Here is a 14029-nt window from a genome sequence, read left to right on the forward strand (position 1 = left end):
TCCGCCTACCGGCGCAAATCGCGTCCTCCGACGGGCGGGTGCGGGGTCATCCCGCAGATGTACGCCGCTGCGTCCTCCGGCTCGTCAGACGAGGCCGTGCTCGTACGCGTACACCACGAGTTGTACGCGGTCGCGCAGCGACAGCTTCGCGAGAATCCGGGAGATGTGCGTCTTGACCGTCGCCTCCGACAGGAACTCGGCTTGCGCGATCTCGGCATTCGACAGCCCGGACGCGGCACGCACCAGGATTTCGCGTTCGCGGACCGTGAGCGCGTCGTACTCCGGTCCGGGACGGGCGGTACGGGTTCCGTGCCGCTCGAAGAGCCTTCGGGTGGCCGATGCCGCGACCACCTGGCTGCCGTCGGCCACCGCGCGCACCGAGGCCAGCAGGAACTCCGGTTGCGCGTCTTTCAGGACGAATCCGCTCGCACCGGCTTCGATCGCCCGTGCGGCGGCCTCGTCGACGTCGAATGTGGTGAGCACGAGGATCTTCGGCGCCTCGTCGCCGAGGTCGGCCACGAGTTGACGGGTCGCGGTGATCCCGTCGATGCCCGGCATGCGCACATCCATGAGGATCACATCGGGCGCGGACGCGCGCACCGTCGACGAGAGGTTCAGCGCCGACGACTCCTGCGCCACCACCTCCACATCGGGTTGGCTGTCGAGAATCATCGCGATCCCGCCACGGAACAGCGGCTGATCGTCGATGAGGGCGACGCGGATCATGACGGTCCTTCCGGACGAGCAGGGATGACGAGTTCGACGAGCCAGCCGCCTTCGACGGCGGCGCTGGTCAGCGTACCGCCGGCGAGTTCGGCCCGCTCTGCCATGCCCCTGATGCCGTGGCCCGCGCCACCGGGAGCCAGCGGCTTCTCCGACAGCGAGTTCGCCACCGTGAGCCGGCATCCGTCCGACCAGTCCTGCCGGACGTACACCGGCGCACCCAGGTCGCCGTACTTGAGCGCATTCGTCAATGCCTCGGTGAGGACCGCGAAGGCGACCCGCACACTCAGCGGCGACGCCGCGTCCTCGTCACCGATCTCGGTGGACTGCAACGTCATTCCGGCTGCGCGCATCCGTGCGTAGAGCTGGTCGCGGTCGGTTCGCGCGTGCTCGGCCGTCGACTCGGTGCTGCGCAGTTCCTCCAGCACGCCCCGGACGTCGGCGAGCGCCTGCCGCGCCGTGTCGGCGATGACGCCGAGCGCCTCCTTCGCCGCCTCAGGACTGGCGTCCAGGGCGAAGCGTGCTCCTTCGGCCTGCGCCACCACCACCGCGAGCGAGTGCGCCACCACGTCGTGCATGTCGCGGGCCAGACTCGACCGCTGGGCCTGCTCGTCGTACAGGTCGAGCAGTCGCCGTCGTTCGAGTTCGGAGATCTGCTCGGCGATCCTCGCCTGTTCCACGCTGTGGCGCTGATACCGGATGAATCCGAAGGTCCAGCTGCCCACCAGCAGCACCGCGATGCCGACGAAGGTCATCGTGTGCGAGACGATCGTCGACGCCTCGGCATCGGTGCCGAACGCCGTCGACCTCGGATACACCCACGCCGCGATCGCCGAACCCACGACTGCCACGGCCAGCGACGCGCCCCGGACCCGACGATCCGGATGATTGCCCGCCGTGTAGTAGAGCACCGAGTAGAGCAGGCACGGTCCCACCGCGACGTCGTAGGTCGCCACCTGGATCACCGCCGACGTGACCGCCAGCAGCATCATCACCGACGGCGCGGACCGGCGGCACATCAGTGCCAGCCCGATCAGCAGGCTGACCACCTGCACCGTCGTGGTGAGACCTGACGAGAAGGCCAGCATCAGCACCAGCAGAATCAGACCGATGACGGCGTCGGCGATCGTCGACCGTCGTGAGAGGTTCGGGAACGCGAGGGGGTCGGCGACGCGGTACCTGCCGATCATGACCATGCCACTACCGTGCCATGCCCGGAGCGCATGGCCGACTCGATCCCCTGTGACCGGCGATGCATTCGACGCTCGATCCGCCGATTGTGCCAATGAGCGTTGTACCGTTCACGTGTGACTTCGTTAGCAGACCGTGGGAGACGGAGCGTCACGGGCATCGCACAGCAGTCGACCGCACTGGTCGGCCGGGCCGCGGCCTCCGCCACCGACGCCCTCGCAGTGCCGGGAGCCCGAGCGCTGGCGACCGCGCGCACCTTCACCAGCCCGATTCAGGCACAGTCCGCCCCGGTTCCGGTGGACGGTGTGGAAGCCGCCAACCGGCTGCTGCGCCAACTCGGCATCACCACGTTCACGCCGACCGTCGGGCTCAGCACCGACCTCACCTTTCCGGTCGCGGTCGGCGGCGCCGTGGCCGGTCCGTACACCCCGGGAATCGGCAACCTCACCATTGCGAACGTCAGCGTGAACGCGGTGCGCGGCGGCGAGATCCTCTACGGTTTCCTGCCCGTGGGCGTGTTCGCCGACTTCGGCGACAAGTCCGGCGTCCACGTCGCTTGGTTCAACGTCACCACGCTGCGCGGTGGGCTCGGCGCGCCGCTCGGCGGACTCACGGACACGGTGATCGACGCGGTCTCCAAGCGTGTGAAGTCCGCACCGATTCCGCCGGTGATGTACGCCGGCACGGTCTCTCGCCTCAAACGAGCGCTGCGCGTGATCCCGTCGAACGGCGTTCGCGGAGGTCTGGTCGACACCGGCCAGGGCGTCGTGGTGTGCGCCGTCTACGGCACCGTGCGACGCGGCCGGACCTCGTACTTCTTCCTGCCGTCGATCGGGGTGACCCGGGCCTGAGCGGGGCGGTCGGCGGGAGCAGGGATGTTGACGGACGCAGGGGTGTTTCAGTGGGGCGAGCGGGGCTCGAACCCGCGACCAGCTGATTATGAGTCTCGCGATCCTGGTGAGTTGAGATGCGTTGCGCTGAGTCTGATGCGGTCTGATCAGGACATACGTGAGTTGGTGTGCGCTGGAGTGAGTCCACACTTGTGACTCTCCCGTGACTCCGAGCGCGTGCGGTCGCGCACGACCTGGCTTGCGAAGCGCTGCCGCGCGACCGCTTCGCTGGGCCGCTTGCCACCTCGATGCTGTGGGCACGGGACCGGGATTGGCCGCTAGTCCAGTAGCGGGGTCGGATGTGCTACAAGTCATGTGTCGGATTTGTAGGTAGTCGTCGAGCTGATCGGCTTGGCCCTGCATAGACCGGCAGAGGGGGAATGATGGCTATCTCCGAAACACGCGACATCGCGCGCCGTGCACGCGGCATCGGCTTCACGCGCCGCGAAGTACTGAAGTTCGGCATGCTCGCCGCAGGTGCCGCGATCGCGACCGCGTGCGGCGGCGACAAGAGCCCGACCGACGCCGTGGTCGAGGAGTTCGCGGTCGGCACCTGGAAAGTCCAGTACCAGCTCACCTCCGGAAGTTCTGCCACGGCCGACCCGAAGCCTCCGGTCGAGTTCGACCTCACTGTGAACAAAGACTCAACGTTCACGATCTCCGGGGACCCCGACCTACCCCAGTCCGGAACTTGGATGGTCGGCAACGGATTCGTTCAGATCACCGGTGATGGCACCGGCATGGCCAGCAACGTGCCTGAGAAGATGGGGGACGCCTCCCTGAGTTGGCAATGGGACAGCACGTCGTTCGAGGTCCCTGCCAAGTGGGACTCCAGCAGCAGCACACTCACTCTGATGGGCGTCGACGGTAACGGTAATCAGTTCCCGATCACCGCGACGAAACAGTAAGGGCTTCACATGAGAAAGCTCATCGCTACGCTCGCCGTCGGCATCGCTGCCATCGCCGGGGTCACGCTGACTCCCGCCGCTCCGGCGGAGGCCCGCAACGCACCCGCCCAGGCGATCGCCGTCAGCGGCAATCACTTCTGGGTCAAGGCAGGTAAGTGCCGAGGCAACATCCGCGTGAACCTCTACACCGACGCCCGTCGTCCCGGCCGTGTCACCGTCAAGTTCACGCCGAATCGCTTCACTCGGCAGTGCACTGTCCGGCCGTGGTTCGGCTGGGGCATGATGGGCGTCGATCAGATTCGAATCCCGGTCACCTCGGGCCCGCGCGGCGGCAAGTCCGTCACCCGGACCTACCGCACCGGCCCCGGCGTGATGGTCATCGCCGCTGGACACCGTGCGAGCCTGTCGGCCGTCCAGTTCTACACGTACGTGCCGTTCTGACCGCACATGACTGTGGCCTCTACCGAATCGGTAGAGTCCACAGCTTTTTCAGCAGCGAAGCAGATTTCGCTACTTCCACTTGATCGTGTCGAGCGCGTCCTCGCTCTTCTTCTCGATCGCAATCAGGTCGTCAAGCTGATTCGAAATCTTCGTCAGCAGCTGGTGCAGACGATTGAACTGCTGGTCATCCATGGTTTTCCTCCCGATTAGCGCGATACTGAGACCACCCCAAGAACACTGCCGACAGCCCCTGTTCATTCTTGTGGGGTCGGCGGTGTCATACCGTCGTAGCAACACTGCAGGCCACGAGGGGTTGCGGGTAGCGCGGTAGGAGACCCTGGGTGGGGCTGGGACGGATGATGTTGACGGTGGCGGACCGGACGGAGATCGCGGTCGGACGGCGTGCGGGGATGACGGTCACGGCGATCGCCGAGCAGATCGGGCGCGACAAGTCGGTGGTGTCTCGCGAGATCAAACGCAATGCCACCAAGACGGGCGCGTATCAGGTGGTGCACGCCGACAAGCACGCCCGCGCACGGCGGGCCCGTCCGCAGACGAGGGCGATCGATGCTGACTCGGTGCTCGCCGACCGGGTACGGTCCGACCTGCGCAGGTCGCGGACGCCGCGCCAGATCGCGGGGAGGTTGAAGCTCGAGGCCCAAGACCCCACAGTGGATCCCATGACGGGTTCACCGAACGCGCAGGGCCGCCGCGTGTCACACGAGTCGATCTATCGGTGGATTTATGCTCTTCCGAAGGGAGAGTTGGCTGCTCAGGGCATCCTGTTGCAGTCCAAGCGCACCGCGCGTAAACCCCGCAAGTCAGTCGGTGAGCGGTCGGCGCGGATCGTGGGCATGGTCAGCATCGACGACCGCCCCGAGACCGCGGCCGATCGGCGGGTGCCGGGCTGGTGGGAAGGAGATCTGATCGTCGGGAAGGCCGGCCAGTCCGCGGCGGTGACCTTGGTCGAGCGCACCAGCCGGTACACGCTGATCCTGGGTCTGCCGGACGGGAAGAAAGCACCCGGCGTTGCTGATGTGCTGATCGATCACCTGCGAGGACTGCCGGAGTTCATGCGACAGGGCCTGACGTGGGATCAAGGCACCGAGATGGCCGAGCACGCCAGCGTCACCGTGGCCGCCGAGTTGCCGATCTACTTCGCTCATCCCCGCTCGCCATGGGAACGCCCGACGAATGAGAACACCAACGGCCTGATCCGCGAGTACCTGCCCAAGGGCACCGAAATCCCATCCGATCAGCTGTACCTCGAAGCGATCGCCCGCGAGCTCAACGAGCGGCCACGGCAGTGCCTGGGCTTCTACACTCCACGGGAAGTCTTCGAACGCCTACTGAAGGACAACGTTGCTTCCACGAGTTGACACCGCCGTCGCTTCTGATAATAGTCTGTTATCGACGTGTCGACGGCGGCACTAGCATTGATCGAGTTCCCTGACGAGGTCAGCAACAGCAGCGGGATCGCCTCCGGACTCTATGAAGGTAAGCGGGGTCAGGTCGTCGCAGTCTTCATTGCCGATGTTTAGGAATGCGACCAGCGACTCGATCGGGCAGCCGACGGGTATTGCGGCGGCGATAATGCTCACGCCAGGTAGGACGCCACTCTCGGTGAGCTGCCAGCGCGGTATTCGATCGATACCGTCGACCGAATACGCGATGAGAGCGCCCTCCGCGAGGAGATTCTGGATGTCCACCGATGTCATCCCTGCGATGTGGGCAGCTTCGTCGAGCGACAGGGTGAGGTCCAGCTCCGAGCGCCTGTGAGCGACCGCAAGCTCTGCCAGAAGTTGACGATTCTCCTGGTCAGCGTCCGCGTCGTTCCCAAGCCGGTCGAGCAGATCCCGATCAAGCATGAGGATCTCGCGAATCGCAGCATCTAGAGAATGATCGTCCTCGCTCATCACCTCATCATAGGTAACTGCGCCCCAAGGACTCGCCGGGTAGCGGAAGCAACGTGGTCGTTCACCTGCAGTTCTCGGTTGCGTGACGGGCCGTAGCCCGGGCTCGATACGCTGATCGCGTCCACTACCGACGGCAGGAGTCATAGTTCCATGGGGTCGATCCACGAAGTCATCGAAGCGTTCCGCCAGGCACCCTCGAACGCCGAACGGGGAACCAAGTTCGAACAGCTGATGGTGCGGTACTTCGAGCTCGATCCGGTGCTGTCGCAGCAGTATGACGCGGTGTGGCAGTGGATGGATTGGCCCGGCCGTCAAGGTAAGCCTGACACGGGGATCGACCTCGTGGCTCGTGAGCGCGACACGGGCGAGTACACGGCGATCCAGTGCAAGTTCTACGAGCCGACCCACACCCTGCGCAAGGAGGACATCGACTCGTTCTTCACCGCGTCAGGTAAGCAGCCGTTCACCAACCGAGTCATCATCTCCACGACCGACCGGTGGGGCAAGCACGCCGAGGAGGCGCTGGAGGGGCAGATGATTCCAGTGCAGCGGATCGGGATGGCCGAGATCGCTGAGTCTCCGATTGCGTGGGATATCGCCTGGCCGGGTGAGACGCCGTCGATCAGCTTGGCTCCGGCAGTCAAGCACGAGCCGCGCAAGCATCAGCGTGAGGCGATCGAGGCGGTGTTCCGTGGGTTCGCTGCAGGTCATGACCGGGGCAAGTTGATCATGGCGTGCGGAACGGGAAAGACGTTCACCGCGTTGAAGATCGCCGAACGCACCGCTGCCGAGAATGGCGGTAAGGCCACGATCTTGTTCGCGGTCCCGTCGATCTCCCTGCTGTCGCAGACCCTGCGCGAGTGGTCGGGGCAGACCCGGCTCGATCTGCGTGCGTTCGCGGTGTGCTCGGACAAGAAGGTCTCCCGCGCCGCCGAGGACATCACCACCGTCGACGTCGCGATCCCAGTGACGACCGATGCGACGCAGCTGATGACTGAGATGGGTCATCGTAAGCGTGCGGCCGGTTTGACGGTCGTGTTCACCACCTACCAGTCGTTGCCGACGGTCGCCGAGGCGCAGAAGCTGGGGGTCGATTCGTTTGATCTGGTGATTGCGGACGAGGCTCACCGCACCACCGGCGTGACCTTGCTCGATGCTGGTGAGTCGAACTTCGTCCGCATCCATGACGGCGACTACCTGCACGCGTCGCGTCGCCTGTACATGACAGCGACACCGCGCATCTATGACGACAAGGTCAAAGCCAAGGCCGACGAGGCCTCTGCTGAGGTGACCTCGATGGACGACGAGGACGTCTACGGCCCCGAATTCCATCGTCTCTCATTCGGTCACGCTGTCGAGCGCGGTTTGCTGTCCGATTACAAGGTCCTCGTGCTGACTGTTGATCAGGAGATGATCGCCGACACCGTTCAGCAGGGCATGTCGGAAGGTTTCGGCGAGCTGCGTCTTGATGATGCGTCCCGGATCGTCGGCTGCTGGAACGGACTCGCCAAGCGCGCCGGAACCACACCGACAGGTACCGGGTTCGCGCCCGGAGAGACGCCGATGCGCCGAGCGGTGGCCTTCGCCAAGGACATCAAAGCCTCCAAGCAGGTCGCCGACGTGTTCCCGGCCGTCGTCGACGGCTACCGCACCCTGTTGCAGGATGCACGCGATGACGGGCGCAGTATCGACGAGACGAACCTGGACTTGGCGTGCGAAGTCCATCATGTCGACGGCACCTTCAATGCCCTCGAACGCGGCCGCGAACTGGCCTGGCTCAAAGCGCCCGCCGCCGAGGACGAGTGCCGCATCCTCACCAACGCCCGCTGCTTGTCCGAGGGCGTCGACGTGCCCGCACTCGATGCCGTGTTGTTCCTACACCCCCGCAACAGTGTCGTCGACGTCGTCCAGTCTGTCGGACGCGTGATGCGCAAGGCCGACGGCAAGGACTACGGCTACATCATCCTCCCGGTCGCGGTCCCTGCCGGTGTCGAACCGTCGAAGGCCCTCAACGACAACCAACGGTTCAAGACCGTCTGGCAGGTCCTCAACGCCCTACGCGCCCACGACGACCGCTTCAACGCCTTCGTCAACTCCATCAACCTCAACACCACCGCCGAGAAGGCCGGAAAGGGCTCGGACACCCTGTTCGCCGGTCACGTCGGCCCCGTCAGCCCACCCAAACCCGAGTCCGGTGAGGCCGAAAGCCTCGACAGCACCGGCGACCCCTACGCCACCGACCCGGCACAATCCGACCGTGAGCTAGCGAAACAGATGGCCCTGTTCTCCCTGTCGGAGTGGCAGGAAGCCATCTATGCGCGGATCGTCGACAAGGTCGGCACCCGCACCTACTGGGAGGACTGGGCCAAAGACGTCGCCGACATCGCCTCAGCCCTCATCAGCCGCATCCGCGCCATCGTCGACGACGCCGACCCCACCATCACCAACGGGTTCGAGCAGTTCGTCACCGGCCTGCGCGACAACCTCAACGACTCCATCACCAACGACGACGCGATCAGCATGCTCGCCCAGCACCTGATCACCAAACCCATCTTCGACGCCCTGTTCGCCGGACACGCCTTCGCCGAATCCAACCCCGTCTCGATCACCATGCAAAAAATGATCGAGACCCTCGGCGATGCCGGACTGGAAGCCGAAACCACCACACTCGAAGGCTTCTACGCCTCGGTCCGCACCCGCGCCTCCGAAGTCACCACCGCCGCCGGCACCCAGCAAGTGATCGCCGAACTCTACGAGAAGTTCTTCAAACTCGGCTTCGCCAAACAAGCCGACGCCCTCGGCATCGTCTACACCCCCACCGAAATCGTCGACTTCATCCTCCGCGCCGCCGACCACGCCTCCCGCGCCGCCTTCGGACGAGGCCTGACCGACGAAGGCGTCCACATCCTCGACCCCTTCACCGGCACCGGCACCTTCATGACCCGACTCCTGCAATCAGGGATCATCAACCCCGCCGACCTGGCCCGCAAGTACGCCAACGAACTGCACGCCAACGAGATCATGCTCCTGGCCTACTACATCGCCGCAGTCAACATCGAAACCACCTACCACGCGATCACCGAAGCCGACGACTACCACCCGTTCGAGGGCATCGTCCTGGCCGACACCTTCCAAATCACCGAAGACGGCGACAGCTTCGACGAGGTGATCTTCCCCCAAAACAACGAACGCATTACCCGACAACTCGCCGTCCCCATCAACGTCATCATCGGCAACCCGCCCTACTCCGTCGGCCAAAACAGTGCCAACGACCTCAACGCCAACATCGCCTACCCGACCCTCGACCAGCGCATCAAAGACACCTACGCCGAACGGTCCACTGCGCAACTCAAGAACAGTCTCTACGACTCCTACCTGAGAGCCTTCCGCTGGGCCACCGACCGCATCGGCGACACCGGCATCGTCGCGTTCGTCTCCAACGCCGGCTGGATCGACAGCAACACCGCAGCAGGAGTCCGACTCAGCCTCGCCGACGAATACTCACAAATCTACGTATACAACCTCCGCGGCAACTCTCGGACCGCCGGTGAAACCGCCAAGCGAGAAGGCGGCAATGTCTTCAACGTACGTGTGGGTATCTCAGTCTGGATTGGCGTCAAGGATCCCGCTCACACAGGTGACTTCGAGCTCCTGTACCGGGACATCGGCGACTACCTCAACCGCGACGAGAAACTCGCCATCATCAACGACGGCCACCTCGACACTATCGACTGGACCCCCATCACCCCCAACACACACGGCGACTGGACCAACCAACGCAACGAAGAATTCTCCACCTGGCCCACCATCGGCGCCAAACGACCCCAACCAGGTCAGACCACCGTGTTCCGCACATTCTCGTCAGGACTGAAAACTGGCCGCGATGCTTGGTGCTACGCGTGGGACCGCGGAAGTATCGCAACCAATGTCAAGGCAATGCTTGATCAATACGAATCATTGCAGAGCGAATTTTCCGATTACGTCGCCACAGAGGGCATTGCGACGCCAAAGGAACCGGATGTCACCCGGTACCTTGCCGAACACCCAGAACACACCGGCGTCGGGAAGATCAGCTGGAATACATCGATCAAACAGCACGTAGCACGCAGCACCGAGATCGCCTGGGGCGACGAATACGTCTACCAGAGCATGTATCGTCCGTTTGCACCACAATGGGCTTACTTTGACGACCGCGTCAACGACAGAATCTCCCAACTCGCCTCAATGTTCCCAACACCGAACCACACCAACACCGGAATCTTGGTCATGGCACCACGGGAGGGCACAGCGTTCGCAGCACTAGCAGTGGACTTCCTCCCGGACCTTTCATTCTTCATGTACACGGCTCAGTTCTTCTCGCGGTGGACCTACGAAACGGTCGCGGCACGCGACGGGGAACTTGACTTCGGTGCGGACGCTGACGAAGTTGACGAGTGGGGCTACCGGCGCGTCGACAACATCACCGATGACATACAAGCTATCTACGCCGACGCACTCGGCGGCACTGTGACCAAGGACGACATCTTCTACTACGTCTACGGGATCCTCCACGACCCGTCATACCGACAGACGTACGCCGCAGATCTCCGCAAGATGCTGCCGCACATCCCCACGCCGGACAGCCGCGAACGCTTTGACCAACTCGCCACTGCGGGGCGACAGCTCGCCGATCTACACACGGGATACGAGACTGTCGACCCGTACCCGCTCGACGTACAAGTGAAGGCGGGTACGTCGCTCGACGGCAGGGAGACGTGGCGAGTCACCAAACTCAGTTGGGGAAAGGAGAAGGACCCCGATACAGGCAAGCGCGTCGACGATCGCACCACCATCGTCTACAACAAGAACGTCACTATCACTGGCATCCCAGAGGACGCAGAGCGCTATATGCTCGGGTCGCGGTCTGCGCTCGCCTGGATCATCGACCGCTACCAGGTCAAGACCGACAAAGCCTCGGGCATCGTCAACGACCCCAACGACTGGTGCGACGAACACGACGCCCCCCGGTACATCGTCAACCTCATCAAGCGCGTCACCACGGTCGCCGTTGAAACCATGCGGATCGTAGACCGATTGAGCGCAGTCGAGTAGCGGCGACGACTGGGCAGCAGCGGCGAATGTTGCACCGGTCTGGCGGAAACTCTTCCGCACAAGTGCCTGGCCGCTGGGTGGGGTGAATGCCGTGTCGCTGGCTGGGTCCGATGCTTGGCCGCTGGCTGGGTCCGATGCTGGGTCGCTAGCTTGGGGTCACTCGTTGGCGTCCGTGCCCCCGCGAGGGCGGATTGTGCGTCGGTAGAACTGCCACCAGCGGGGCCGTGCTGCTGCACGGATCAGGTCGCACAGCACGCGATGGGCTTCATCGTCCTCGACTTCGTCCACGGCATCAATCGCCTGCGCGAAGTGTCGGTCACGTAGGACTTGCGCTACGCGCGGGATGGGGGTGTCCTGGCGACCGATTGTTTCGCCCGGTCCACGCCAGTCGGTCCAGGCTGCGACGGCATCTGAGCGCTGGCAGTCCCGGTCGAATCGTGGTTCTGGGCCGTCGTGGCGGCTTCCGCAGAATCCGCAGGGCGTTCCCATGTGGTACTGGATGCAGCGCTGGCAACTCATCGTTGGTCTACGTACCTTTCTGAGTGAGATGGGTCCATGTGGGTAGGTCCACGAGTCCGGCGTCGCGACCGCCGTTGAGCAGGCGGCCTTTCGTGTCGTCTGGGGCGGCGAGCGCTTCGGGTCGGATCGCCTGAGCTTCGGTCACCGAGTGCGAGCGCTGGCGGCCCCCGTCGTGGATCGTGACTTCACCGCGCTCGACCGTGCCTGCGTACGTTGCGGCCCGCTCCAGCAGATCGGTGTCGGGCGACCCCGTGAGAACCAGGACCGTCGGGAAAACGTCGCGGAGGACGCGGCCGTCGGCGTCACCCCATCGGGCCGTCAGCTGTGAGAACGCCTGCACAGCGGCGATGATCCGGACGCCGAGGCCCCGCGCCTCGGTCACCCAGGTCGGAAGATGCGGGAGTGGCGCCGTGTTGGCGAGTTCGTCGGCGACGATGAGCACGACCGGGCGCGGGCTACCCTTCTCGACGGCGCGACGGTGCTTCCACACGACCTGCGCCAGCAGGGCGCACGCGGCGGGTGCCGCGACGCCTTCACCGGGCGCGATGACGTGCAGCGTCCCCGTCGTCAGTGCATCAAGGTCGATCGTCGGCTCACAGTCGTCGGGGGCGATGCTCGTTCGCATCCACGCCGCAACCGCCGGTGTCATCGTCGCGATCACCGACGATTGCATACGGCCTTCCATCGTGGCGACCGCGACGAGCTGCCCGCCGAGGCGGCTCGCGCCGGGCTCCGGATCGGCTTTAAGCGACATCACCAGGGGTTCCCAGGCCGCGATGTCGCCGACGACGTCGGCGACGCGTGCGATGCCACCCGCGCCGTTGGACGCCCACAGCAGGCCCGCCAGAGGCGGGGTCGCGAGTGTCGACCAGAACGCGTCAGCACCGCCACTGCCTGCGCCGATGCCCCCTACCTTGAGCAGGAGCGCGGCGAGGTCGAGGGCGTCGTCGGCGGTCTCCAGGGCAGTCGTCGGGTCGTAGCGGACGCGCTGCACGTCACCCGGCAGGCGAGCGTGACCGCCGAGGTCGAGGACGCGTTGCGCACCGCGTTTCCGGCGTGCCGGGATCGTCAGCTCGGCTATATCGGTCTTCGAACTGACGACGATCGCGGGACCGGGCCAGAGCCCGGCGGCCGGTCCGAGCACTCGAAAGGTTTTGCCGACGCCGGTCGGTCCGCTGACGATCACGTGGGGCCCGGCTTCGGCGTATTTGCCGGCCCGGAACCCGCAGTACGGCGCGTCTGTGACAGCGGTCATGTGCGGTCCTTCCATCGGTGCGCGGCGACGCGGCGACCACGGTCGGCGAGCGTGTGGCGGATGCGGTCGCGTTCGCTGGTGAACCATTCGGGCGGCGTGTGGTCGGCGAGTGCGCCGACGACGATGGCGCGGACCGTTGCCGCCGCCGTGAGGTCGAATCGTGTTGCCAGGGCGTCGATCTGGTCAGCAGCTGCGTCGTCGAGACGCACGCCCACACTGCTGTTCATGCGGCCTCGGGGTGGTCAGTGTCAGGGTCGTCGAGGGTGATCAGCGGGCCGTCTGCGCTATCGGGCGTCGTCGTCGCGGTGTTGCCGGTGATCGGCGGCCGCCAACCGAGGACGTCATGCGCGATCGAGGCCGCTGAGATCATCGACACGCCTAGCCACAGCCACGGCAGCGTGGCGGCCGCCTCGACCGCGTCTAGTGGCTTCAGGAGCGCTACTGCGGTAGCGGCAACCATCGCGAGTCCGATGCCTGCCAGTGCGAGAATTCGGGGCCGCACGGGACCGACACGCGGCACCACAATCCACCAGGAACCGACGATCAGCAGGCCTGGCACCAGCAGCACTGTCAATACAGTTCTTCCGACGCCCCGCGCCACAGCAGCGGCAGCCCAGCCGATGCCGTCCGGGTCGGCTTGACGGTCCTGATGCTTGGGGTCGTCACGGAGCGGCTTGGACCGCCACGGGCGTGGCGGCGGCTTGGACGGTGTCGCTGACGAGCCGCCGAAGCCTGCAGCCAGGTCCGCTCGACGCACACGGTCTTCGAGCGCCCACCGCACCCACGCCGACCATCGGCCGCGCAGCGTGTCGTGTCGGCTGGTGGTGTCGCGGAGCGCTGCCGCACGCTCGCGTTCAAAGTGATTCGCCTTCATAAGGTCGATTAGAAGTTCCACGGTGGCACATGTAAAGGAGCAGTGAATCGGCTCCATCGATCGATCAATCATCCACTATTTAATATGTGGGTATGAATACAGCACTCGAATTTCGTGCATCAACTAATGCGAAGACGCAGGCAGCGCCGCCGACATCCGAAGAGTGAGGTGAACCTTGTCGTCATCGAACCAGCGGCGGTGTCATACCGTCGTAGCAACAC

General features: G+C 64.8%; 12 protein-coding genes. 5 read left to right on the forward strand and 7 right to left on the reverse strand.

The genetic code is table 11. The annotated features are described in order from the left end of the window. Nucleotides 1-84: 84 nt before the first annotated feature. Nucleotides 85-726 carry a response regulator transcription factor gene (locus ACK8HH_RS11880; protein WP_006895159.1) on the reverse strand — a complete coding sequence of 214 codons (642 nt, stop codon included), beginning with the start codon at nucleotides 724-726 and terminating at the stop codon, nucleotides 85-87. Then, on the reverse strand, nucleotides 723-1919 hold the full coding sequence (locus ACK8HH_RS11885; RefSeq protein ID WP_062366603.1) for a sensor histidine kinase: 1197 nt from the start codon (nucleotides 1917-1919) through the stop codon (nucleotides 723-725). Before ACK8HH_RS11885 ends, ACK8HH_RS11880 begins: the two co-directional genes overlap by 4 nt. Nucleotides 1920-2030: 111 nt before the next feature. Between ACK8HH_RS11885 and ACK8HH_RS11890 the strand changes: the two genes are divergently transcribed. From ACK8HH_RS11890 to ACK8HH_RS11900, 3 genes are all read left to right on the forward strand, one after another. Next, the gene (locus tag ACK8HH_RS11890) at nucleotides 2031-2765 is read left to right on the forward strand and encodes a hypothetical protein (RefSeq protein ID WP_039866923.1); all 735 of its coding nucleotides are present in this window, start codon (nucleotides 2031-2033) and stop codon (nucleotides 2763-2765) included. A 422-nt stretch (nucleotides 2766-3187) separates the two neighbouring features. Next, nucleotides 3188-3712: a hypothetical protein gene (locus ACK8HH_RS11895; protein WP_412475203.1), complete on the forward strand. Its 525-nt coding sequence runs from the start codon at nucleotides 3188-3190 to the stop codon at nucleotides 3710-3712. 9 nt (nucleotides 3713-3721) lie between these two features. After that, complete coding sequence (locus ACK8HH_RS11900) at nucleotides 3722-4153, forward strand: hypothetical protein (protein ID WP_412475204.1); 432 nt, start codon at nucleotides 3722-3724, stop codon at nucleotides 4151-4153. A gap of 69 nt (nucleotides 4154-4222) precedes the next feature. Here ACK8HH_RS11900 and ACK8HH_RS11905 read toward each other — a convergent pair whose 3' ends face one another. Then, nucleotides 4223-4345: a hypothetical protein gene (locus ACK8HH_RS11905; protein ID WP_267892721.1), complete on the reverse strand. Its 123-nt coding sequence runs from the start codon at nucleotides 4343-4345 to the stop codon at nucleotides 4223-4225. Nucleotides 4346-4509: 164 nt separating this feature from the next. On the opposite strand from ACK8HH_RS11905, the gene ACK8HH_RS11910 reads away from it, so the two are divergent. Continuing rightward, entirely contained in the window at nucleotides 4510-5532 is a 1023-nt protein-coding gene (locus ACK8HH_RS11910) for an IS30 family transposase (protein WP_412475205.1), read from the forward strand. A 51-nt stretch (nucleotides 5533-5583) separates the two neighbouring features. On the opposite strand, the gene ACK8HH_RS11915 is transcribed toward ACK8HH_RS11910, so the two are convergent. Continuing rightward, nucleotides 5584-6069, reverse strand: coding sequence for a hypothetical protein (locus ACK8HH_RS11915; RefSeq protein WP_412475206.1), 486 nt, complete (start codon nucleotides 6067-6069; stop codon nucleotides 5584-5586). A gap of 150 nt (nucleotides 6070-6219) precedes the next feature. Between ACK8HH_RS11915 and ACK8HH_RS11920 the strand changes: the two genes are divergently transcribed. Continuing rightward, on the forward strand, nucleotides 6220-11160 hold the full coding sequence (locus ACK8HH_RS11920; RefSeq protein WP_412475207.1) for a DEAD/DEAH box helicase: 4941 nt from the start codon (nucleotides 6220-6222) through the stop codon (nucleotides 11158-11160). A 526-nt stretch (nucleotides 11161-11686) separates the two neighbouring features. Here the strand turns inward: ACK8HH_RS11920 and ACK8HH_RS11925 are convergent. The 3 genes from ACK8HH_RS11925 to ACK8HH_RS11935 are packed head-to-tail and all read right to left on the reverse strand — an operon-like array spanning nucleotide 11687 to nucleotide 13880. Continuing rightward, entirely contained in the window at nucleotides 11687-12934 is a 1248-nt protein-coding gene (locus tag ACK8HH_RS11925; RefSeq protein ID WP_412475208.1) for a type IV secretory system conjugative DNA transfer family protein, read from the reverse strand. Further along, nucleotides 12931-13161: a hypothetical protein gene (locus ACK8HH_RS11930; RefSeq protein WP_006897803.1), complete on the reverse strand. Its 231-nt coding sequence runs from the start codon at nucleotides 13159-13161 to the stop codon at nucleotides 12931-12933. The genes ACK8HH_RS11925 and ACK8HH_RS11930 overlap by 4 nt, the downstream gene beginning before the upstream one ends. Further along, nucleotides 13158-13880: a hypothetical protein gene (locus ACK8HH_RS11935; RefSeq protein ID WP_412475209.1), complete on the reverse strand. Its 723-nt coding sequence runs from the start codon at nucleotides 13878-13880 to the stop codon at nucleotides 13158-13160. Before ACK8HH_RS11935 ends, ACK8HH_RS11930 begins: the two co-directional genes overlap by 4 nt. Nucleotides 13881-14029: the final 149 nt, after the last annotated feature.

This window comes from Gordonia sp. LUNF6 (genome assembly GCF_047041125.1).
Taxonomy (GTDB): domain Bacteria; phylum Actinomycetota; class Actinomycetes; order Mycobacteriales; family Mycobacteriaceae; genus Gordonia; species Gordonia sihwensis.